This window comes from Actinomyces oris (genome assembly GCF_006546825.1).
Lineage (GTDB): Bacteria > Actinomycetota > Actinomycetes > Actinomycetales > Actinomycetaceae > Actinomyces > Actinomyces oris.
Genome location: NZ_VICC01000001.1, coordinates 110,569 through 131,315, shown reverse-complemented (window position 1 = coordinate 131,315; position 20,747 = coordinate 110,569). Strand labels below are relative to the sequence as shown.

Genomic DNA, 20,747 nt, shown 5'->3' with positions numbered 1-20,747 from the left:
GGCGGTTCGTGAACGGCCCCGGGGTCGGGGCCCTTCGGCGGGCCCCAGTGGTGCTGGCAGGACTGACAGGACCGGTAGCCCCGGTCCGCCGCGGTACTCGTTTCCCGTTGCGGCACTCGTCGCCCACCGTCCCCGGACGGCCCGGGGTGAGCTTCGCCCCCGCCTACCGACGCCGTCCAGTCCCCCTCGTGGCGGGCGCGTTCCACGGGTCCTCCGGCCAGGCGTGCTTGGGGTAGCGGCCCCGCATCTCGGCGCGGACCTGCGGGTAGCCCTGCTCCCAGAAGGAGGCCAGGTCGTCGGTGACCGCCACCGGCCGGCGCGCCGGAGAGAGCAGGTGCAGCAGCACCGCCACCCGGCCCTCCACGATCCGCGGCGTGGCCTCCCAGCCGAAGCACTCCTGGACCCGCACCGCCAGCACCGGCCGACCCACCTGCCCGGCTTCGGCCGGGCCTGCTGAACCCACCGAGCCAGCTGTCCCGGCCGCCCTGCCGGCCACCCCCGTGTAGTCCACCCGCACCTGTGAGCCGGAGGGGACCTCGATGCGTTCGGGCACCAGCTCGTCCAGGCGTGCCGCCTGCGGCCACGGCAGCAGCGCCCGCAGCGCCTGGGCCACGTCCAGCTGCTCCAGGCTGAAACGGCGACTCCCCGGGCCCGACGCCGCCGACTCACCGGGCCTACCCGACCCGCCTGACCCTCCGGCCTGCCCGGCCAGGCTCGTCACCGTCGGGGCCAGCCACTCCTCGGCCCGCTCCACCAGGGCCGCACCACTCACATCCGGCCAGGGCTCGCCCAGGTGCTCGTGCAGCAGGGCCAGGCGGGCGCGCAGGCCGAGGGCCTCCTCATCCCAGGGCAGCACGGCCAGGCCGGCATCGGCCCCGGCGGCGCGCACCCGTGCGACGACGGCCTCCGCCACCTGCGCCGGACCCGGCGGCGGCCCCGGGGTGGTGGTGAGCGTGATGGCCCCCAGGCGGCGCAGGCGCTCCGTGCGCAGGCGTCCGCCCTCCCAGATGGTGCGCTCCTCCTCGGTCAGCCAGGCCCCGGCCAGCTCCAGGGCCGTCTGCTCATCGAGGGGAGCCGAGGCCCGGATGAGTGCGTCGCCGCGCCCACTGGTCAGGTCCACGCCCGCCACCGCCAGCCACTCGGACTCCGCCAGCGCCGAGCCCGCCGGCAGGCGCAGCCCGGTCCCGGCGACGCTCGCGTAGTGCGCCTCCTTGCCCGCCTGCGGGGCCGGCCCCCGACGTCGCGCGATCCACTGCGGCTGCGCCGTCCCGGCCACCAGTGCCACCGCCGACTCCAGGTCGTGCGCCCCGGCGCCCTCGCTGCTCCCGGGAGCATCCCCGCCGACGCCTCCGGGCCGGCCCGCATCCTCCCGGCCCGTGGCCGGCGAGCCGGAGATCCCCAACGCGTCAGGTGCCTGCGGTCCACTGCTCGCGGCGGCCGGATCCTCGGGCCGTCCGGGAGTCTCCCGGTCTCGGCCCGTGCCCGGCGAACCGGCTGCCTCTGTTGCGCCCGGAGCCTGTGGTCCACTGCTCGCGGAGCCCGGGTCCTCGGGGGCCCCGGACTGCTCTGAGGTGGCGCGCCGGCAGGCCTGCTCCAGTCGGCGTGCCTCCGCCTTCCACGCCCCCGACCCGGCACCGCCACCGCGCACCTGTCGGGCCAGGGCTGTCAGGTCCCCGCCGGGCGCGCGCAGGTCGGCGGTCAGCAGCGCCGTCGCCCGCGCCGCCCGCCGCGCCCCCAGGACCGGCGTCGTCGCCAGCAGGGCCCGCGCCTCACGCACGCCCGCGGGCAGCCCGGCCACCGCCCGCCCCAGGGGCGTCACGCCATCGGCGCCGGCCAGGCCCAGGTGCTCCAACGCTTCCCGTGCTGCCGCCAGCGCCGCAGCCGGCGGCTCATCGACCCAGGCCAGTCCCGCGCCGTCGGGAACTCCCCACACGGCCAGCTCCAGGGCCGCACCGGTGAGGTCGGCCGAGAGGATCTCCGGGGTTGGAGCCAGCGGCGAGCGCGCCCAGTCCGTGGGCGAGCAGCAGCGGTAGACGACGCCGGGCCCCTCGCGCCCCGCCCGCCCGGCCCGCTGCACCCCGGCCGCCCGCGAGACCCCCACCGTCACCAGGCCGCTCATGGAGCGGGCCACGTCCAGGCGCGGCTCGCGCGCCAGCGTGGAGTCCACCACCACCCGCACCCCGGGCACCGTCAGCGAGGACTCGGCCACGTTCGTGGCCACCACGACGCGCCGCCGCCCCGCCGGGCTCGGGGCCAGGGCCGCATCCTGGGCGCTCGCGGGCAGGCGACCGTGCAGCGGCAGGACGTCCACGCCCTCGGGAGCCGCACCGCGCAGACGGGAGACGACGTCGTCGACTTCGCGGGCCCCGGGCAGGAAGACCAGCATGTCACCGGAGCGTTCGTCCAGGGCCCGCTCCACGGTGGCGGCGATGTGGGCGAGGAACTCCCGCGGCACCCCGCGCGGCCCCAGGCGACCGGTGCGCTCCGGCGGCGCCCACACCTCCTCAAGGGGGTGGAGGCGCCCGGGCACCTCCACCAGTGGGGCGGCACCGCCCGAGGAACTGCCCGACGAGCCGCCCAGGATGCGGCGCAGGCGGTCGGCGTCGAGCGTGGCGGACATGGCCACGAGGGTGAGGTCCTCGCGCAGGGCGGCGCGCGCGTCCGCCAGGAGGGCCAGGAGCAGGTCGCTGTCCAAGGAGCGCTCGTGGACCTCATCGAGGATGACGGCGTCGACGCCGCTCAGCTCCGGGTCCCGCTGGAGACGGCGCAGGAGGAGCCCGGCGGTGACGACCTCGATCCGCGTGTCCGGGCCGGCGCGCCGCTCCCCGCGCACCGCGTATCCGACGATGCCGCCGACCTCCTCTCCCAGGAGGTCGGCCAGGTGGCGGGCGGCCGCGCGGGCGGCGATGCGTCGCGGCTGGGTGACGACGACGCGGCCCGGCCGGCGTTCCTGGGCGCGCCCCGGGGTGCCGGCAGGGACGTCGGTAAGGACGTCGGCCAGAAGCGGCGGGACGAGCGTCGTCTTACCGGTGCCGGGTGGGGCGGTGAGGACCAGGCAGGCGCCGGCGTCGTTGGAGGCGGAAAGGCTGGGGCAGAGGAGCTCCCGCAGCTCGGGCAGCACCTCGACCACAGGCAGGTCCGGCGGCGAGGCGAGCAGCGCCCTGATGGGGTCGGTCTGCGGGGGCTGCGTGTGGCCCTGCGGCCCGGTGCGAGTCATGCCCCGATTGTGCCCGGTGGGGGAGTGGACGGGGCAGACGTCGGATCGGGGGAGGGGGCTGCGCAGCAGGTGGCCCCCGGGCAGTGGAGGACCGGAGGCGCAGTGGGGGGATAGGGACGAGGGGAGACGCGCAGGAGCCGGCGGCTACCGGATGCTCATGAGGATGTCTCGGGCCTGCAGGGCGTCGGCGAGCTTCTCGGCGTACTCGGCGTGCGTCTTGACGGCCTTGCGCATGCCCAGGGCGCCGCCGATGATGGCCGACCCCGTCGAGGACAGGTAGCGCACCAGGGTCTCACCGTGCGGGCCGGTCCCGAACTGAAGGTTCTGCGAAAGATAGAAGTTGCTGCCCATGAGTGCGCCGAAGGCGATGGACATGCCCTTCTTGCCGCGGGTGATCTGGAGGGTATCGGTGGAGAAGGGCGCGACGGTCCAGCCCTCCTGAGTGAAGAACTCGGTAACGATTGATCGAACTTGATCGATTGGTGCATTAATGGTGTACGTGCGCTCAGCCATGGTGGGATGCTAAGCGATACTCCTTTGTTCTTGCACATTGTGTGCAATAACGTTTGCGTGAAGGTGGCGCGCTGCTAGCCTGCGTGCGCCCGGTGCACCGCCTGGCTCGCAAGCAGATCGACAAAATCTTCAGAATCGACCCGGAGCCGCGTCGATTCTGAATTTTTTGTTGATGAGTTCGTATGGGGTGGGGTGTCAGGGGGACCCGGACTCTTCGAGTGAAGCACGCTTGACATGGTCGGCCCTGTCAAGCACACTAGACATGTCAAGCAAACATGACACCCTCTCTCGGGGTGATTGGCTAATCAAGGGATGATCGCCATGCTCTCCGCCGTCTCCGCTCCTTCTGTCCTGGCCGCCACGTCGTCGACCTCCTCCGCTGTCACCTTCGTTGCCGGGGTGGTCGGTGGCATCGTCGCCGGGATCGTCCTCTACCTGCTCGTCTACCGGTACTCGGCTCGCCATCTGCCCGAGGTCCGTGCCGAGGAGGCGTCCGAGCTCCTCAAGAAGCTCGGACAGCAGCAAACCAGTTTCGTCTGCGCCCTCCCCACCGGCATCATGGTGAGCTTCGTGTTCCCGGCGACCAGTCATCTCTCGGCCGGACCACTTCCGCTGGTCGTTCACCTCATGGGCGCCGCCATGATCGGTGTCTCCATCGTCGGTGTCGCGTGGCTGTCCCCGCGACTGCGTGCCGTCCGGAACGCGGCTGCGGCGTGAGCCGGTTGTCTCGCCGCGCCCCGGGCGGTGAAGACCGTGGATAACGACGTGCGCAGCCTGCGCGAGGCTCGTGGTCTCACCCAGGCCCAGTTCGGAGTCGCCCTGGGTGTCTCCAGACAGAGCATCAACTCCATCGAGAAGGGCAAGTACGACCCCTCCCTTCCCTTGGCCATCGCCATCGCCCGCTACTTCGAGACCACTGTTGAGGAGATCTTCCATGTCTGAGTCAGAGCCCACGCCGCTCACGCCGCCCACGCCCACCCCTTCCTCCGCTGCGGCCGCCGGTTCGTCCTCCTCCGACTCGACGCCGAGTGCTCGGGCGGGCCTGAAGGACGCCAAGCCGCGGCCGCCCGTCGTCGGGCGCATGGTCTACGTTGTCGCCGTCGTGACCCTTCTGTGGGTGGCGGCGTTGACGATCCCGATGTCCAACGGCTTTCTCTATGGTGGCGCCAGTGGAGCGTCAGCCATGATGCTCGTCTACGTCGCCCTGATCGTCGCCAAGAGGCGCGGATACGAGACCTTCGTTGTCCGTGAGCTTGAGAAGCGGGGGGACGAGCGGGACAGGGCCGCCTCGCAGCGGGCCTGGGCGCTCACTGGCGTCGTCGGGCTCGTCGGCAATGTTGTCGTTTGCACTGTGGGTGCCTTCGGAGGGTCGATGAAGCTGGGTATTGTTGTCGTCCTGTGGCTGCAGCTGGTCAGTTTCATCGGAGGAAGCATCTACTTCAACCGCACGATGTAGATCGTGGAGGTGCGCCCGAGCCTGCCGCCCGCTCGGTGCACCGCCTGGCCCGCACACAGATCGACAAAATCTTCATAATCGACCCGGAGCCGCGTCGATTCTGAAGTTTTGGTTGGTGAGCGTGGGATGGGTGCGGGCGGCGACCACCGGCGTCTTCGCGTAGACTTCGCTCCACCCTGACCGGCGCCCCGCGCCGGCCATCGTTCCCTGTCCCACCGCCCGCCCCGGGCGCACCCGAGGAGAATCCATGGTCCAGCAGTCCGCCCCACCAGGAATCTGGGACGAGGACCCCGACGGCGCCTCCATCCTCCTGGCCACGGGCCGCGCCCGCCACGACCTCCTTGTCGTCGCCGAGCCCGCCTTCCTGCGCGACCTCGACCAGGCCTGGGGGCGTCCGTCGGCGCGAGTGCGCCTGTCCTTCCTGCCCGGTGTTGAGGCCCCCAGCGCCCCCGGTCACGAGGACGCGCTCGTGTCCTACGAGCGCGGTGGACTCGGTGTCCTCGTCGCCCGTGGTCGCACCAGCATGTACGAGGGTGGGGCCGCGCGCGGTGCGACGGCGCTGGCCCGGATCGCCAGCGGGGCCCGCCTGCGCGCCGCCCTGCTCGTCACCCGCGCCACCCCGCTGCGCGGCTCCGGTGATGTGGCCGGCGGCTCGGCGCCGGGACAGGTGCGCGTCGTCGCCGACCACCTCAATGTCTCGGGTGGTTCCCTCTTCCCGGCCCCCGGCATGGTCTCGGCAGGCTGGGACGCGACGCTCACCGAGCGCCTGGGGAGCCTGCGCGGCGTGAGCGGCAGCTCCGTTGTCGCCCTCGTGCCCGGGCCACTGCGCCCGAGCCCGGCCGAGTCTCGCGCTCTGGTCTCCTTGGGCGCCGACGCCGCCGTGACCGACTCCGTGGCCGAAGCCATGGTCCTGGCCTCGAGGGGAGTGGCGGTCTCCGCCCTGACCTACCTCGATGCCCCGGCCGCCGGTGGGAACCTCGGGCGGGCGCAGCTCTCCTTGAGGCAGGCCTCCGGAGTCACCCTGGCCGCCGTCGAGGAGATCCTCAGAAGCCTGCGGGCCGGTTCCTGAACGTGATTCTGGGAACGGCGTGGAAAAGGATGCTGCCCAGGCTGCCGGCCCCCGTTAAGGTCATCTCGTGAAACCCTTCCTCTTCCTGGCCACCCGCAGCGACGATGAGCCCGCCGACGCCGAGTACGAGGCGTTCCTCAAGCGCACCGGCCTGGACGAGTCCACGCTCCGCCGCCTGCGCCTGGAGTCTCAGTCCCTGCCCCAGGTCGACCTGGACGACTGGTCCGGCATCCTCGTGGGTGGCTCCCCCTTCAACGCCTCCACCCCGGCGGAGAAGAAGTCCGCCACCCAGAAGCGGGTCGAGGCCGAGCTCTCCGGCCTGCTCGACCGCGTCGTCGCGGCCGACTTCCCCTTCTTCGGCGCCTGCTACGGCGTGGGCACGCTCGCCTGCCACCAGGGCGCCGTCGTCGACACCACCTACGGCGAGGCCGTCACCGCTCCCGACGTCACTCTCACCGAGGCCGGCCTGGCCGACCCCATCTGCGCGGGCGTCCCGAAGGTCTTCCAGGCCTTCGTCGCCCACAAGGAGGCGGTCACGACGCTGCCGCCCCACGCCGTCGTCCTGGGAACCGGTGAGGCCTGCCCGGTCCAGATGTTCCGGATCGGGTCCAACCTGTACGCCACCCAGTTCCACCCCGAGCTCGACGGCGACTACCTCGCCCACCGGCTCGGCTTCTACGCCGGTCACGGCTACTTCGCCGACGACGAGCTCGCCGACCTCCAGGCCCGCGTGCGCCTCGACGACGTCTCCGACTCCTGGAAGCTCCTGGCCAACTTCGTGTCCGTCCACGCCCGCGACTGACGGGCGCGCTGTCGGCGCGATGCCCCAGTTCGCGCAGCGCGAGAAGGGGGCGCGTACGGTGCAAGTGGGGTGGATAGTGGGGCATCACCCGGGGCGATGTGTCTGATCGGCCCCGAATGCTCCAGGAACGTACAGAAAGGGCTCGCTTATGTCCCGCATCGTCATGATCGGAGGTCACGGCAAGGTCGCGCTGCTGGCCGCCCCGCTGCTCGTGGACGCCGGCCACGAGGTCGTCTCCCTCATCCGCAACCCTGACCACTCCGCCGACGTCGCCGCCACCGGAGCCACCCCGCTGGTCCTGTCCGTCGAGGAAGCCGACGTCGCTGAGCTCACCCGGGTCTTCGCCGGTGCTGACGCGATCGTCTGGTCCGCCGGGGCCGGCGGCAAGGGAGGCCCGGAGCGTACCGACGCCGTCGACCGCGCCGCCGCCATCCGCTCCATGGAGGCCGCCGCCGCAGCCGGGGTCACGCGCTACGTCATGGTCTCCTTCCTCACCGCCTACGGCGAGGTTCCCGACGACCACCCGCTGCGCGCCTACGCCATTGCCAAGATCGCGGCAGACCGACACCTGCAGACCACCGACCTGGCCTGGACGATCTTGGGGCCGGGCCTGCTGACCCTGGATGAACCCACCGGTGCCATCACCGTGGCTCGCGTCCCCAAGGGCACCCCGACCTCGAAGGCGCCGACGTCGCGTGGGAACGTCGCCCGCGTTATCACCGCCGTGCTCGCCGAGCCGGCCAGTATCGGTAAGGTCATCCCCTTCTACGACGGCGACACCCCCATAGCCCAGGCTGTTGCTGACGTACCGCAGGAGTACGCCGACCTGTCATGATCGCCACCTTCGTGGGGTAGGCATCAGAAAGGCTCCGGTCCGCACTCATTGAGTGAATGTGGACCGGAGCCCGTTCGGGTCATGGTGAGGTCTACTTGCCGTCGCTCATGGCGCTGGCCGAGGGGGCGGCCGACATCTTGTCGTCGCTCATCTTGCCGTCCGACATGCTGCCGGAGGTGGGGCTGTCGGACATCTTGTCATCCGACATCTTCCCGTCCTCGGTCTTTCCATCGCTCATCTTTCCATCAGACATCTTGCCGTCGCTCATGGTGCCGTTCGGGGTGGAGGTCTGCTCCATCTTGTCCTTGTCGGCATTCATGGAGCCGCAGGCGGCGGTGCCGACGGTGAGGGCGGCAACGAGCAGGGCGGCTGACACGATCTTGCGAGTACGCATGGGAGAACTCCTTGGTGACATGGGCTGGCGACGTGGCCAGGTGAGTGGTGGTGCACCGACGTAGTGCACCGTCACCAGGAGTTCGGAACCGATGGGTCTGCGGATGGGGATAAGTGAGTGACTCTGCTCACTGTAGGTAGTGGTGGGCGGAGGTTTCTCCTACAGGTAGGGCCGGTAGCTCACGTACTGGGGTTGTTTCCTGCTTGTGGCCACTGGTGTGAACTGATGCGTCGTGTGCTTCATGGCGGACGTGTGTCGGTGTAGTAGCACGATAATCCCGACGGCGATGGCTCCCAGCAGGATCGATGCAGCCCACGCTCGGAAAAGGACATACGGGAACGACTGTCCCATGCTGCTCAGCCCGAGCGCCGAGCCGATGGAGGTAGCGGAAATGCCATATGCGAGGAGGATGTACATGTTCGTGAGAGCCATGATGAATGGAGCAACGCCGACGATGCGTGAGAACGCCACTCGGTGATGGTTCTGAGAACCCAGGTAGAGGCTGGTGGTTGCGATGAAGGCTGTGACGATCATGAGGATGATACCGCTGACGAGAGGTGCTCCTCGGTAGTTGGGTGCGGCTGAGACCGACATCCAGAGGTTGATCGTTCGCTCACTTGCGTTGATGCCGCTCATCATGTAGCGCACAGAAGTCGCCAGCTGGTGAAGCGCCATGACGAGAATGAAGAGGTTGACTGCTGATCCAAGTGTGACGAACCACGGTCGCGCAGTGGGTGTGTGTTGATTCATGATGGTTGCGGCGATTGCGGCGCTGCCGGTCGTCAGGAGGCACAGAATCGGCATCGGAGTGACAATGATGCTGTCGTTGAATATGAAGATGTCGATGAGCAGTATCTGAAACGTCGCGGCGACCATGACTGAGGTGGGGCGATTCTCAAAGATAGTCTTCAGTGACGAAAAGTGAAGGACGAACCACCAAACACCCGGCGTTCCGAGCGCGTAGAACATCAAGTACAGGATGAAGTTCAGTGTGAAACCCGGAGGGGCGGTGAATCTGGGTTGCCTGTGGAGGTCGTAGAGGACCCATGCGACCTGAGTTCCGCAAGCGATCAGGGCTGTGACGAGGGCGATGACCCGGTCTCGCCTCCAGCGGGTGGGTGAGGGCAAGGCGGTCGTGCGGGTGACGCCGAGCGGTGGCGCACCGACCAGTGCTGTCGGCGCGAAAGGCTGTGGGGTCATGGGGAGGGGGCTAGGGGTTGGAGCGGGGGCGAACCTGGGAAAGCTGGCAGTGGGCCCGGCCGAATAGGGGTCGATATCAGCGCCGTTGGTGACGATACTGCTGGCCGGCTGGCCGATGCTGGACAGGTGCGGCGCCACCGGCTGCGTCGGAGGAGCGGTCTGGGCCTGGAAAAGATAGGGGTAGTCGACCTGCTGCCCGCTCTGGGGGCCGTGGCCCGGCGTGAGGGCCGCATGCGGTGGCGACGCGGGGGCGTGCGGCCCGTGTGGCATCACGCCGTATGGCGTCGCCGGGCCGTATCCGTCAGTGCCCGACGGCGTCGGTGTGGAGCTGCTCTGAGGTTGAGGTGGCTGCCGCATATCGGCATTGTGCTTGACCTGTCGGTCGGTGTCGATGACCGAGGTGATGTCGTGTGCCGACCCTGCGGTGGTGGGGCGGGATCAGTACCCGCTCCCCCACTGCGACTGGGAGCGGTGCTGCCTGCTGAAGCGGTTCTGCATGCCGTGGGGGCCGGCTGTGCCCGCGACGCCATACTGCTGCCGGCTGTGGCCACCGGGAGGAGTGGCTGCGGATCGGCGTCCGGCCATCAGCGTTGAACCGATGAGGAGGGCTCCCTGGCCGATGATGATCGCCATCGCGATTCCTGTGCTGGATGGCTGAAAAGCGTACTCGCCAGCGGTGGGCAACCCGTAGGCGAGGACGACGACGATGTTATAGAGCGTCAAAAGTGAGACGGCGCTTGTGGACACGATTCGGAACGATGCGCTGGAAGGGCGCCGCATTCCCAGGAACAGGCCTGCGGTGGCCAGGGAGGTGACGATGGTGAAAATGAGTAGCCCTGCCGCGATGGGGAGGCCGGCACCCCCTGATTCTGACCATATGAACCAGGCGCTGGTCGTGTAGTTACTGAGGCCCCTTCCTGCCGATATGCTTACGTAGGCCGATATGGCGAGGTATGAAATGTGTACGGCGCTGTTGATGAGCACGAACTGGCAGGCTCCCAGGGCCAAGGTGGTGGGCCACGGCTGCGGAGTCGTTAAGCGTTGGTTGAGGCGTGTGGTGAGGATGGCGCCCACTGCGGTGACGATGAGTAGGAGGACAAAGGTGACGTTCTGCACGCTGGTGTACGGGTCCTGACTGTCGCCGGCGATGGGCATGGTGACAACGCCGTAGCCGAACCACAGTGCGAGCCCTAATATCTCAGTGACTGGCCGGTTGTGGAAGAGGTGGCGTAATCCGAAATAATGCCACCAGATCACTGGGGTGGCGATAATAAATAAGAGCGTCGAGATGATGGCTGTGTTCCACACGCTGCCCCGCGCCAAAGCGAGAAGAAAGGTGACATAGATGACGCCCTCAAGGGCGCAGCCAACGATCATCATGACCAGTGTCGCCGCCTTCAAACCGCGCCATGGCACATGGTGTGGTGCATCCAAGGGCCGGGATGATGTCGTTCCCGGGCGCGGGCCGCCCACCTGCGGTGGCCTGGCAGGAGAGGAGTAGCCCGGAGCGGTGACTGCTCCGCTCAGGTATGCCGACCCGGTGCTCGAGCCCGCGCCTTGCTGAAACTGCTGGAACTGCTGCTGTTGCGGTTGGTACGGCTGATATGGCTGATACTGCGGCGCGGAGGCCTGCATGGGCGCAGACGGATAGGGCTGGCCCGAGAAGGAGGGAGCCCCGGGTGGGCGCAGCACTGACTGGGTCGGAATTGCGCTCTGCGCGGGAGGCATGTACGCGCCGTGACCGGCCGGCGTCGGCGCTTGCCCGTAGGTCGCCCCGTTCTGCGGGGCGCCCGCCGGGACGGAGCCATAGGCTGCCTGCGGCGGGTACTGCGGGTTGGGTGGGCCGCTGTATCCCTGTGGCGGCGGATAGGCGGGCGGGTAAGTCATGACAACGTCCTGATGATCGTGGCTCTCAGCTCCAGAACCGCGCCTGGACCGCCGAGTCGTTCGGGGCGTGCGGCCCCAAGGAGCGGCAGCTCAGCTGCGGGAGAAGTGCGAGACGAAGTTACGGATGATCTGTCCGGCGTCGTGCTCCTCGGAGGACCGGGCCTGGGTGAGGATGTCCTCGCTCATGTCCGGGTCACCATAACCGGCCTCGTCGTAGATACTGACACGCCGCTCGAACTGGACGGCGTCGAGCTCGGGGTTGAACTGGCAGGCGTAGACGTTCCTGCCCACGCGCAGCATCTGGACCGGGCAGTCCGGCGAGCTCGCCAGCAGGGTCGCGTGCGCGGGGACCTCCCCGACTCCTTCGTAGTGGCCGGCGAAGACCGTGACCGCCTGGGGGAGCCCCTTCAGGACCGGGTCCTCGCGGCCCTCGGCCGTCAGGAACAGGTCGACGGCGCCCAGCTCCTCACCGAACTCCTCCTGCGTCCCGGTGCCCAGGTACGCGGCCAGCACCTGGAGCGCGACGCCCGTGGCCAGGAGGGGAATGCCCTCCTTGAGGATCACCCCGAGCAGCTCGCGGATCTGCTCCTCGACGTTGAGCTGACTGCGGGTCTTCTCGGCCGCCGGCGTGTCCGCGTTGTAGGGGCTGGCCCCGATGAGGACCCCGGAGACATCGGCCGCGGTGAAGGAGTCGAGGAAATCGACCTCCTCCAGGGCGATGTGCTGCAGGTCATCGCGCGATAGACCGCTCTGAGCCAGGAAGGACTCGTACTCGTCCTGCGCCGCCTCGTGCTCGGGGCGCGTGGTCACCATGATGAAAGGCTTCACGGGACCACTGTAGGGGACCGGTTGGCCGGGCGTGGCCGTGTGACCTCTAGACCACGAACAGGATGAGGATGAGGGCGCAGAGCCACAGGATGAGGGAGATGGTGCCCAGAATGAGGCCCAGCCAGGCCAGTCCCTCACCGGAGTTGTAGCTGTGGTGCAGGCGCCGCAGCGCACTGATGCCCAGGATGATCGCGGCGACGCCGACGAGGGGGATGAAACTGAGCAGTCCGCACACCAGGGCGGCCGTCGCCCCGGAGTCACTGCGAGGGCGGGGTGCGGTGTAGCCGGGGCCGGAGAAGATTTCTGCCGGATCGAGATTCTCGGTTCCGGGGAAGACGAATCCCGGGGGAAGTCCGTCGACGTACTGCTCCGAGCTCGGCGAGAAGCGTGGCGCGCTCTGCCCTGGCGTGGAGGTCCCGACGGTGCTCATGAGCACATCATGCACCGTCGGCGCCCGCAGACGGCATCCTTCCCGCGGACGAATCGGGTGGGAGCCGCCAAGTGGCCGGCAGGTGGCCGGCAGGTACCCACGAGAAGCCCGGTCCGCGTGCCCACCGAGCAGGGGCTATGCTGAAGTTCCGGCAGGCTCTGCCGGGTCCTGCCAAGCGTCCCGCGGGTCTCCTGCGAGAGGATTTCCCACGGGACACAGCCATTCCCTCGTTGCTTAGGCAGGAGCTCACTCGTGTCCTCTTCTCCCTCTCGCGGCTGGCGCCTGCACGGCGATGGCCGGTCCATCGCTCCGGGCGAGGTCGTCGCCCCCGGTGAGCGCCTCACCTGGCCGCGAACCATTGGCATCGGTGTCCAGCACGTCGTCGCCATGTTCGGCGCCACCTTCCTGGTGCCGCTGCTGACCGGCTTCGACCCGGCGACGACGCTGTTCTTCACCGGTGTGGGCACCCTGCTGTTCCTGGGCATCACCTCCGGGCGCCTGCCCAGCTACCTGGGCTCCTCCTTCGCGCTCCTCGCCCCCATCGGGGCGGTGACCGGCTACACGCGCGACAGCGGTGCCCCCCTCGACCCCCACAAGGCCGCCCTGGCGCAGGGCGGGATCATCTCGGTGGGACTGTGCCTGCTGGTGGTGGGCATCATCGTCCACCTGGTCGGCTCGGCCTGGATCGACCGTCTCATGCCCCCGATCGTCACCGGAGCGATCGTCTCCCTTATCGGCTTCAACCTGGCCCCCGCGGCCTGGGGTAATGTCACGAAGGGGCCGGTGACAGCGGTCGTCACGATCGTCTCGATCCTGGTCATCACGGTGCTGTTCAAGGGCATCATCGGGCGCCTGGCGATCCTCATCGGCGTTCTCATCGGCTACGCCACCGCAGTGCTGCGCGGGGAGGTCAACTTCGACGCCGTCGCTAAGGCCCCCGTTCTGGGGCTGCCCGACTTCCAGGCCCCGGCCTTCGACGTGCGCTACCTGGGGCTGTTCATCCCCGTGGTGCTCGTCCTCATCGCTGAGAACATCGGTCACGTCAAGTCTGTCTCGGCCATGACCGGGGAGGACCTCGACGACGTCACCGGCCGGGCCCTGTTCGCCGACGGCCTGTCCACCGTGCTCGCCGGCAGCGGCGGCGGCTCGGGCACCACCACCTACGCGGAGAACATCGGCGTCATGGCCGCCACCCGCGTCTACTCCACCGCCGCCTACGTGGTGGCGGCGCTCAGTGCCCTGGGCCTGTCCCTGCTGCCGAAGTTCGGCCAGATCATCGCCTCGATCCCCGCCGGCGTCCTGGGCGGGGCGGCCACGGTCCTCTACGGCATGATCGGCATGCTGGGGGTGCGCATCTGGGTGCAGAACCGTGTGGACTTCTCCGACCCGGTCAACCTCAACACGGCGGCCGTGTCCATGGTGGTGGCCATCGCCGACTACACCCTGGTCTGGGGCGACATGACCTTCAAGGGCATCGCCCTGGGCTCGGCCGCTGCCATCGGCGTCTACCACGCCATGCGCTGGATCTCGAAGCTGCGCGGCACCAACCTGGAGCAGGCCTCCCCGGCCTCGGCCCCCGCCGGCACTGAGCTGGAGGGCCCGGCCTACTCCAGCCGCGCCGCCCACTCGCCCTCGGCCGCCTCGGAGGCGCAGGCTCCGACGTCGTCGAGCACCGATGGCGCTGGTGACAGCCGCGCCTGAGATCCCCGCGGAGTCAGCTCCGCCAGCAGTCCAGTGTCCACAGCGCTGACATCGACCAGCCAGCCGTCAAAGCAGCCAGTGGAGATCGTTGTCATTCTGCGGTTTGTTTTCGGCGTGCGGCGCCGGTGCGCCGTGAATGTCAGCACTGTGGACACTGCGGCTGCGCCATACCTTTGACATGGGCTCTGCCACGGGCCCGCTGTCGCCCCCTGCAAGACCGGCCCCATCCCGGCACCTCACCCGAGCCGGCGTCTCAGACGCTATGACGCTCTGAATCGGGAACTGCGTTTCCCGCCCAGAACGTCCTTCTCCTCCAGATGACTGAGGTCAGCTCCCAGTCGTCTGGGGGACAGCGCAGTCCTCGTCGGAGAAGTACGTTCTCGATCGAGGCGGAAGCCATCGAGGCTGGGAGTCGTCGTCGGGACGCTCCTGCCCGGACCGGGCGGCCCCGGGGTCAGCTGGGCTTCTTCGTGGCGGCCTTGTCCGCCGGGACGCAGTCGCTGGGGGCGGTGATCGGCTTGTCGGCGCCGAGGAGCTTGATCTCGTCCGACTTCAGCGCGTTCTGCAGGTACTCCTTGCCCAGGACCACCGAGACCGTGGTGTCGTCGTCGGACAGGCTCTTGTCGAGCTGCACCGTGGACTTGGGGAAGATTTGGGCCAGGGAGTAGGCGTTGGTCAGGCCGCCCTTGGAGGCCATGATCTGGACCTCGCCGTTGTAGATGCCTCCTGGCCAGTCATTCGCCGAGGTGACGGTCAGGCCGGCCTCCTCCAGCTCCTGCTGCACCGTGGCTGCCAGCCCCACCGTCTCCGAGCCGTTGTAGATGTTGATCTTCTCGATCGTGGTGACGTCGACGGTCTTGGCGCCGCTGGGCGGGCAGGTCTGGGGCACGTAGGTCGCCGTGCTCTTGGGCTGCGAGAAGCCCGGGTTGTAGGCGGGCAGGATGCCCAGCGATACCAGGAGGCTCACGGCGACCGCGACCACCATGACGGCCAGGATGGCGCCGATGACGGTGGTCTGACGGTGCTGCATGTGCCGCCGGTACTCGGCGCGCGGATCTGCGGGACTACTCACGCGATCCAGGGTAATGGACGACGGCGCTCATCGGGTGGTGGTGGGCTCGATGTGACATGGGACCGAGCCGTGGACCGGGGTGCCGGGCGGGTTTCCGGGTGCTGCCGGCGAGGGTCAGGCGTTCGGTGGCGCCGGGGCGAGCCGCGGCACCCCTTCCTCGGTGACCTCCAGGATGCGGGCGTGGATCGCGGTGCGCCCCTGCAGGGCGGCGCGCAGTGCCCGGTGCAGCCCGGTCTCCAGGTAGAGGTCCCCCTTGAAGGAGACGACATGGGCGAACAGGTCGCCGTAGAAGGTGGAGTCGTCATCCAGGAGGCTGCGCAGATCGAGGGTTGCGCGGGTGGTGGTGAGATCGGCCAGGCGGATCTGTCGAGGTGCGATGACGGCCCAATCGCGCTGAGTGGTGACCCCATGGTCGGGGTAGGGGGGCCTCTCGCGTACTGCCTTGAAGATCACGGCAACATCCTAGTGAATGAAGCGGCCGTAGGTGCGTGGGGGAGCCGTGGGTCGTCCAACATCGACGACGTCGACGACGTCGACTGCATCGACAAGATCGACAGGATCGACTTGTCCCGGGGCGCCGGTCCGCTGGGTTCAACCTGTCCGGGCCCCTCCGAGGTGGGGAGTCGCTTCCGTTATCTGTCTCACTAGTTGGAATGTGGCCGACAGGACGGCGATTTTGTCATCTCTTTGTGATTGGCGTTATCGCTGCGATATCTGGTGGTTTACTGGGAAGGTGGTATGTCTGATGCCGGAAATCGGCGGCATGCCTGACCTTCGGACTGTTCCCCTCTGCTTCGCGGCTCTAGTACCGTGTTCGCTGCACCGACCTCGACCGAAAGGATGCCGCAGCCATGACCATCGCGGTCCGCCGAAGCGGCTTCACCATTCCCCTGTCCCTTGTTGTTCTCACCTCGACCGCCATGCTTCTGGCCGGTTGTCAGTCCGGTGGTGCCTCCAACGCCAATCAGCAGGGCACCACGGGTTCATCGTCATCTGCGAAGGCGCAGTCGACGGCCAGTGCCAAGGCGACCTCCGGCCAGAAGTCGGGGCACGCCTCTCCTCGCATTCCCAGTCCCACCGGTAAGGGCCCCGCCGACTCCTCCGCGTCGCAGCCCTCCGGCTCCCAGTCCCGTCCTGCGAGCCCGCGGGCCAACGAGCCCCGTCCGGCCGCCAGCGGGACCGACGCCACCAGGGTGTTGGCCTCCGGCAAGACGGACGCTCCGGGGCAGCAGAACAGTGGCGCCTCCAAGGCTCCTCAGGCTCAGGGGAAGACCGACGGCGCCGGTAAGTCTTATGCCGGATCCACTCAGGCGCCGAGCTCCCCGGCCCCTGAGGCTCACAAGCGCGCGGAGCAGCCGGTGCCGGCCGAGAAGCCGGCTGACAAGCCCGCCGAGAAGCCGGCTGAGGCGCCTGCCGACAAACCTGCTGACGCGCAGCCGGCACCGGCCGACAAGCCGGCCGAGGCACCTGCCGACAAGCCCGCTGAGAATCCGGCCGAGCCGGCCGCCCCCGCCGACGAGCAGCCCAGCCAGGCCACGTCCTTCGTCCCGGGCAACCTCGTCTCGGAGAAGACTGCCATGATCGTGTCGCCGTCGGGCAACATCGGCTGCGACCTGTCCGTCCACTACGCGGGCTGCGGCGTGCTGTCCTACCGCTCCAACGGCACCTACGGCAAGGATGAGGCGGGCTCGCCGAAGTGGTGGTTCGACCTCAGCTCCGGGGGAACTCCGCAGCTCGCCGGCCGCAGTGAGGGCGCCTTCTCTCTCGATGAGGCCTTCCGCGGTGGCGGCTCCTCGCCCCAGGTGGTGGAGTACGGCCAGTCCGTCACCTTCGGCTCCTGGGTGTGCAGCTCCGAGGAGACTGGCATGACCTGCCGTAATACCGAGACCGGTCACGGCGTCTTCCTCAGCTCGGGGCGCTACGAGACTTTCTGAGCCGAACCCGAGACATCCTCGGTACGCCTGTGTTCGCCCCGGTGACGTGTCACCGGGGCGAACCCTGTTCACGCGGACTGCAGCGGGCCGGTGAGGTAGCGCTGGATCGTCGGCCCGACGACCTCCGCGAGGCGGTCGATGCTCGCGCTGGCGATGGGCTCCAGGCGCAGCACGTAGCGGATCATGGCCAGTCCCACCAGCTGGGAGCCGGCCAGGGTCGCCCGTTCGCGCGGCGAGGTGACTGACAGGCCTGACTGCTCAAGGGCCTCGGCCATCGGAGCCGCGATCTGCTCGGTGACGTAGTTCTGGATCGCTTCCGGGCTGCGGGTGTCGGTGGCCATCCACTGCAGCAGGCTGCGGAAGGTCGCGCCGTCGGCGTCGTCGTCCCAGGCCGTCAGCGACAGGCGCACCAGCCGGGGGCCGGCCGAGAGGAGATCCCCGCTGATGGCGGTGGCGATCTCCTGACTCGCCCGCACGCGCAGGTTGACCGCCGCCCCGAACAGGTCCCCCTTGGAGCCGAAGTAGTAGGACACGAGTGCCGGGTCCACGCCGGCCGCCCGGGCCACCGCGCGGATGGTGGTTCCCTCATACCCCTGGGTCAGGAAGGACTCGCGTGCGGCGGACAGGATCGCTTCCTGAGTGGAGGACGGTCGGCTGCCGCCTTCGCCCGGGCGACGTCTGGGGCCTCGACGGCGCGGGCGGCCAGGGCGGCGCTCGGAGGGCTCGTCGTCGAGCGGAGCGCCGGGCTGCGGTGCACTGAGGGCGTCACTGGTCACTCCAGGAGATTACGAGCGCTGCAGCTGCGCGTGATGCCGGCCCCTTCTCCAACCCGAGAAGTTCCGGAAGAACGCGGCGCTTGATCGGGGTCGGCGCTCCCGGAAAAGTGTGACGGCTGGCCTCATTTTATGAAAGGCTATCGACGCGATATTCAGTATTGTTCAGGGTTTCGGGGTGGCCGCGGCCGCCCGGAGCGGCGGCTCCTGGGGTGGGGGCTACTTCTTGGAGTTCTTGGCCGAGCCCTTGACCTGTGACTTGTCCCCCTGGGTGACGACACAGGTGATTTTGCGGTCGCCCTGGGCCCAGGTGCCTTCGCCCGGCGTGAGGTACTCGACCTGGTAGCTGGTCTTGCCGGACTCGATCCCGACGTACTTGGTGAAGTCCTCGCCCAGGCAGAAGCCCTGACCTAGGGAGTCACGTGCCTGTTGCTTGGGGAAGTCCTTGATGTCATCGCTGAAGGTGGTCTGGGCGATGACCTCGTAGGTGTGAGCCTTGGAGCAGTCGACCACGACGACCTCGCCGATCGCCTGATCCCCGCCGGAGTCCTTGCTCACGGTGTTGTAGCACTGCCCGACCTCAAGGTCCTTGGTGGCGGTGGTGGTCTGCGAGGAGAACAGGCTGCAGGAGGCCAGCCCCATGGTGACGGCGGCGGCGACGGGGAGGGTGAGGAGCGTGGTCCGGGTGCGCATGGGTCGAACCGTAACAGTCGGAATGGCGGCATTGTGCCGGTTTTCTGCAGGCTCCTGGTCGCAGCCAGAAAGGCGGCTGAATAATCCGGGATAAGGACCGGGTGGCGACATGAGACGGAGAGACGGAGAGTCGCCACCCGGCCGGAGTGGGAGGCTGGACAGTGTTCACGAGGCGTGGGAAGGGAGAAGTGGTCCCCTCCATTCGTGGTTCGCCCGTGTGCGGCCGTCCTGCTCGTTGGGGACAGACTAGGAGTTCTTGATGGAATTATTCAATGGTGTGTTATCCCGGTTTTGGGCGAAGCAGACCAACGAGTGGTCCCCCTGGTCCCAGGAGGACTGTGAGGGGGTCAGGGCCGCCGCCCGGTACTTCTTGGCCTTGGATGAGGAGCCGACGTACTTCTCCAGCACCGGGTTGCAGACCGCGGTGACCTCATCCGAGGTGCTCGCCTCGGCATAGGTGGAGGCTGTGGACTGCCCCGTCCCGGTCACCTCGTACTGGTGGGGCGTGGAGCAGTCGACGAGCTTCGCGCCCGTGGCATCTGTTCCGCCCTGCTCGGCCCCGTTGACCATCTCGGAGATGCAGTTGCCGGTCTTGAGGTCCTGGATGCTCACGGTCTTGGCCTCGCCCTCCGCTTTAGCGCTGGAACTGGCGGAGGCGTCGGCCTGAGGAGTGGCCGAGGGGGTGGCGTCGGAGCCTCGAGAGGGCTCGTCCTTGGGGGAGTCCGTGGGGTCGGCCGTGGCCGAGGAGGAGGGAAGAGTGGAGGGGGTGCCCACCGCCTCCTCGTCGCAGGCGCTGAGGCTCACGGCGAGGAGGAGTGCTATCGGGAGGGCGATGAGGGATGGGGTGTTCGTGCGCATGGGGTCATCGTGGCAGGAGCGGGAGGCGGCGTCGATGGGGAGGAGACCTGATCGGGAGCCTGCTGCGTGCAGCGGAGGGGAGGATGGAAAAACCCCGGAATCACACGGATTCCGGGGTGGTGGCGGAGGATGGGGGATTCGAACCCCCGAGGGCTTGCACCCAACACGCTTTCCAAGCGTGCGCCATAGGCCACTAGGCGAATCCTCCAGGCGCTCCACGCGGCGACAACCACGTGCAACGAGAAAGGAATATATCGGAACGCCCATCCCCGGGGCCAGCCCGGGGTGGTGGGATCTGTCACGCGAGCTCGGCCGGGACGGTTCGCAACCGGGGGCCGGATCGGGTAGTCTCTCGCTCGGCCCCTCGTGCGGCGTCATCCAGCGAATCCCCCAGGACCGGAAGGTAGCAAGGGTAAGCAGGCTCTGGCGGGTGCGCGAGGGGTCCTCACGTGCCCGGGCGGCGGAGGGTCAGACCCGGGCTGCGTCGACCTCCGCCAGGCGGCCGGTGGCCAGGTCCAGGACGAAGCCGCGCACGGCGTCGGTGCGGGGGATGAAGGGCGAGGCCTTGATGCGGGCGATCGACTGGCGCACGCTGCCGGCCAGGTCGGTGAAGGCCCCCGGCGCCCAGGTCGGCCGCGCGCCGGTGTCCGCCTCCAGGGTGGAGCACAGCTCCTCGTCGGTGAAGGAGAGCATGCCGCAGCCGGTGTGGTGGATGAGGAGGATCTCCTCGGTGCCCAAAAGGTGCTGGCTGATCGACAGGGAGCGGATCGTGTCCTCGGTGACCAGTCCGCCGGCGTTGCGGATGACGTGCGCCTCACCCGGGGTGAGCCCCAGCGCCGCGAAGACGTCCACGCGCGAGTCCATGCAGGCCACGACCGCGACCTTCTGCGTCCCCTTGGCCGCCAGGCCGCCGCGGGCGAGGACCTCGGTGGAGTAGGCGGCGTTGCGGGAGACAAGAGCCTCGGTGACGGTCATGGTTCCTCCGTTCCTCCAGCCGGCGACGCGCCGGCCCCGCCCATCGTGCCAGACGGCACCCGACCCGCCCGGAGCCTCGCACGGTGTCGGCCCGGCCGATTAGGCTCGGG

At 68.7% G+C, this 20,747-nt stretch carries 21 protein-coding genes, 1 tRNA gene and 1 other RNA gene; 9 read left to right on the top strand and 14 right to left on the bottom strand.

Annotation, left to right across the window (positions count from 1 at the left end):
• Window positions 1-163 precede the first annotated feature (163 nt).
• Both FK267_RS13730 and FK267_RS00605 read right to left on the bottom strand, forming a co-directional pair.
• On the bottom strand, window positions 164-3,217 hold the full coding sequence (locus FK267_RS13730) for an ATP-dependent RNA helicase (RefSeq protein ID WP_141405813.1): 3,054 nt from the start codon (window positions 3,215-3,217) through the stop codon (window positions 164-166).
• A gap of 144 nt (window positions 3,218-3,361) precedes the next feature.
• Window positions 3,362-3,730: a hypothetical protein gene (locus FK267_RS00605; RefSeq protein WP_141405812.1), complete on the bottom strand. Its 369-nt coding sequence runs from the start codon at window positions 3,728-3,730 to the stop codon at window positions 3,362-3,364.
• A 312-nt stretch (window positions 3,731-4,042) separates the two neighbouring features.
• Here FK267_RS00605 and FK267_RS00600 point away from each other — a divergent pair, with 312 nt between their 5' ends.
• The 6 genes from FK267_RS00600 (at window position 4,043) to FK267_RS00575 (ending at window position 7,892) form a co-directional block, all read left to right on the top strand.
• Entirely contained in the window at window positions 4,043-4,447 is a 405-nt protein-coding gene (locus FK267_RS00600) for a PTS sugar transporter (protein WP_141405811.1), read from the top strand.
• Window positions 4,448-4,483: 36 nt separating this feature from the next.
• Entirely contained in the window at window positions 4,484-4,672 is a 189-nt protein-coding gene (locus FK267_RS00595; protein ID WP_141405810.1) for a helix-turn-helix transcriptional regulator, read from the top strand.
• A complete protein-coding gene (locus tag FK267_RS00590) occupies window positions 4,665-5,186 on the top strand; it encodes a hypothetical protein (protein ID WP_232622456.1) in 522 nt (173 codons plus the stop codon). The genes FK267_RS00595 and FK267_RS00590 overlap by 8 nt, the downstream gene beginning before the upstream one ends.
• A 247-nt stretch (window positions 5,187-5,433) precedes the next feature.
• Complete coding sequence (locus FK267_RS00585; protein WP_101559012.1) at window positions 5,434-6,255, top strand: nucleoside phosphorylase-I family protein; 822 nt, start codon at window positions 5,434-5,436, stop codon at window positions 6,253-6,255.
• A gap of 67 nt (window positions 6,256-6,322) precedes the next feature.
• Entirely contained in the window at window positions 6,323-7,057 is a 735-nt protein-coding gene (locus FK267_RS00580) for a glutamine amidotransferase (protein WP_101559011.1), read from the top strand.
• A 148-nt stretch (window positions 7,058-7,205) separates the two neighbouring features.
• Window positions 7,206-7,892 carry an SDR family oxidoreductase gene (locus FK267_RS00575; protein ID WP_009406653.1) on the top strand — a complete coding sequence of 229 codons (687 nt, stop codon included), beginning with the start codon at window positions 7,206-7,208 and terminating at the stop codon, window positions 7,890-7,892.
• 91 nt (window positions 7,893-7,983) lie between these two features.
• Here the strand turns inward: FK267_RS00575 and FK267_RS00570 are convergent, their stop codons facing one another.
• The 5 genes from FK267_RS00570 to FK267_RS00550 all read right to left on the bottom strand — a co-directional run bounded on the left by FK267_RS00570 (window position 7,984) and on the right by FK267_RS00550 (window position 12,631).
• Window positions 7,984-8,286 carry a hypothetical protein gene (locus tag FK267_RS00570; RefSeq protein ID WP_141405809.1) on the bottom strand — a complete coding sequence of 101 codons (303 nt, stop codon included), beginning with the start codon at window positions 8,284-8,286 and terminating at the stop codon, window positions 7,984-7,986.
• A 159-nt stretch (window positions 8,287-8,445) separates the two neighbouring features.
• A complete protein-coding gene (locus FK267_RS00565; protein ID WP_141405808.1) occupies window positions 8,446-9,843 on the bottom strand; it encodes a hypothetical protein in 1,398 nt (465 codons plus the stop codon).
• An 81-nt stretch (window positions 9,844-9,924) separates the two neighbouring features.
• Entirely contained in the window at window positions 9,925-11,373 is a 1,449-nt protein-coding gene (locus FK267_RS00560) for an annexin A7 (RefSeq protein WP_141405807.1), read from the bottom strand.
• 90 nt (window positions 11,374-11,463) lie between these two features.
• A complete protein-coding gene (locus tag FK267_RS00555) occupies window positions 11,464-12,201 on the bottom strand; it encodes a glutamine amidotransferase-related protein (RefSeq protein WP_075378005.1) in 738 nt (245 codons plus the stop codon).
• A 46-nt stretch (window positions 12,202-12,247) separates the two neighbouring features.
• Window positions 12,248-12,631 carry a DUF4190 domain-containing protein gene (locus FK267_RS00550; protein WP_141405806.1) on the bottom strand — a complete coding sequence of 128 codons (384 nt, stop codon included), beginning with the start codon at window positions 12,629-12,631 and terminating at the stop codon, window positions 12,248-12,250.
• A gap of 252 nt (window positions 12,632-12,883) precedes the next feature.
• Between FK267_RS00550 and FK267_RS00545 the strand changes: the two genes are divergently transcribed.
• A complete protein-coding gene (locus FK267_RS00545; RefSeq protein WP_003788124.1) occupies window positions 12,884-14,332 on the top strand; it encodes a uracil-xanthine permease family protein in 1,449 nt (482 codons plus the stop codon).
• A 454-nt stretch (window positions 14,333-14,786) separates the two neighbouring features.
• On the opposite strand, the gene FK267_RS00535 is transcribed toward FK267_RS00545, so the two are convergent.
• A complete protein-coding gene (locus FK267_RS00535) occupies window positions 14,787-15,362 on the bottom strand; it encodes a LytR C-terminal domain-containing protein (protein ID WP_020992016.1) in 576 nt (191 codons plus the stop codon).
• A gap of 156 nt (window positions 15,363-15,518) precedes the next feature.
• Window positions 15,519-15,857, bottom strand: coding sequence for an antitoxin VapB (locus FK267_RS00530; protein WP_070510020.1), 339 nt, complete (start codon window positions 15,855-15,857; stop codon window positions 15,519-15,521).
• A gap of 398 nt (window positions 15,858-16,255) precedes the next feature.
• Here FK267_RS00530 and FK267_RS00525 point away from each other — a divergent pair, with 398 nt between their 5' ends.
• Window positions 16,256-17,338 carry a hypothetical protein gene (locus tag FK267_RS00525; protein ID WP_141405805.1) on the top strand — a complete coding sequence of 361 codons (1,083 nt, stop codon included), beginning with the start codon at window positions 16,256-16,258 and terminating at the stop codon, window positions 17,336-17,338.
• A gap of 68 nt (window positions 17,339-17,406) precedes the next feature.
• Here the strand turns inward: FK267_RS00525 and FK267_RS00520 are convergent, their stop codons facing one another.
• The 4 genes from FK267_RS00520 to FK267_RS00505 all read right to left on the bottom strand — a co-directional run bounded on the left by FK267_RS00520 (window position 17,407) and on the right by FK267_RS00505 (window position 19,870).
• Complete coding sequence (locus FK267_RS00520) at window positions 17,407-18,114, bottom strand: TetR/AcrR family transcriptional regulator (RefSeq protein WP_075378001.1); 708 nt, start codon at window positions 18,112-18,114, stop codon at window positions 17,407-17,409.
• 216 nt (window positions 18,115-18,330) lie between these two features.
• A complete protein-coding gene (locus FK267_RS00515) occupies window positions 18,331-18,804 on the bottom strand; it encodes a septum formation family protein (protein WP_070510005.1) in 474 nt (157 codons plus the stop codon).
• 246 nt (window positions 18,805-19,050) lie between these two features.
• A complete protein-coding gene (locus FK267_RS00510) occupies window positions 19,051-19,662 on the bottom strand; it encodes a septum formation family protein (protein ID WP_141405804.1) in 612 nt (203 codons plus the stop codon).
• Window positions 19,663-19,782: 120 nt separating this feature from the next.
• Window positions 19,783-19,870, bottom strand: a tRNA-Ser gene (locus FK267_RS00505).
• A 147-nt stretch (window positions 19,871-20,017) separates the two neighbouring features.
• Between FK267_RS00505 and ffs the strand changes: the two genes are divergently transcribed.
• Window positions 20,018-20,112: signal recognition particle sRNA small type (gene ffs / locus FK267_RS00500), an RNA gene on the top strand.
• Window positions 20,113-20,130: 18 nt separating this feature from the next.
• On the opposite strand, the gene FK267_RS00495 is transcribed toward ffs, so the two are convergent.
• Window positions 20,131-20,637 carry a beta-class carbonic anhydrase gene (locus tag FK267_RS00495; RefSeq protein ID WP_141405803.1) on the bottom strand — a complete coding sequence of 169 codons (507 nt, stop codon included), beginning with the start codon at window positions 20,635-20,637 and terminating at the stop codon, window positions 20,131-20,133.
• Window positions 20,638-20,747 lie beyond the last annotated feature (110 nt).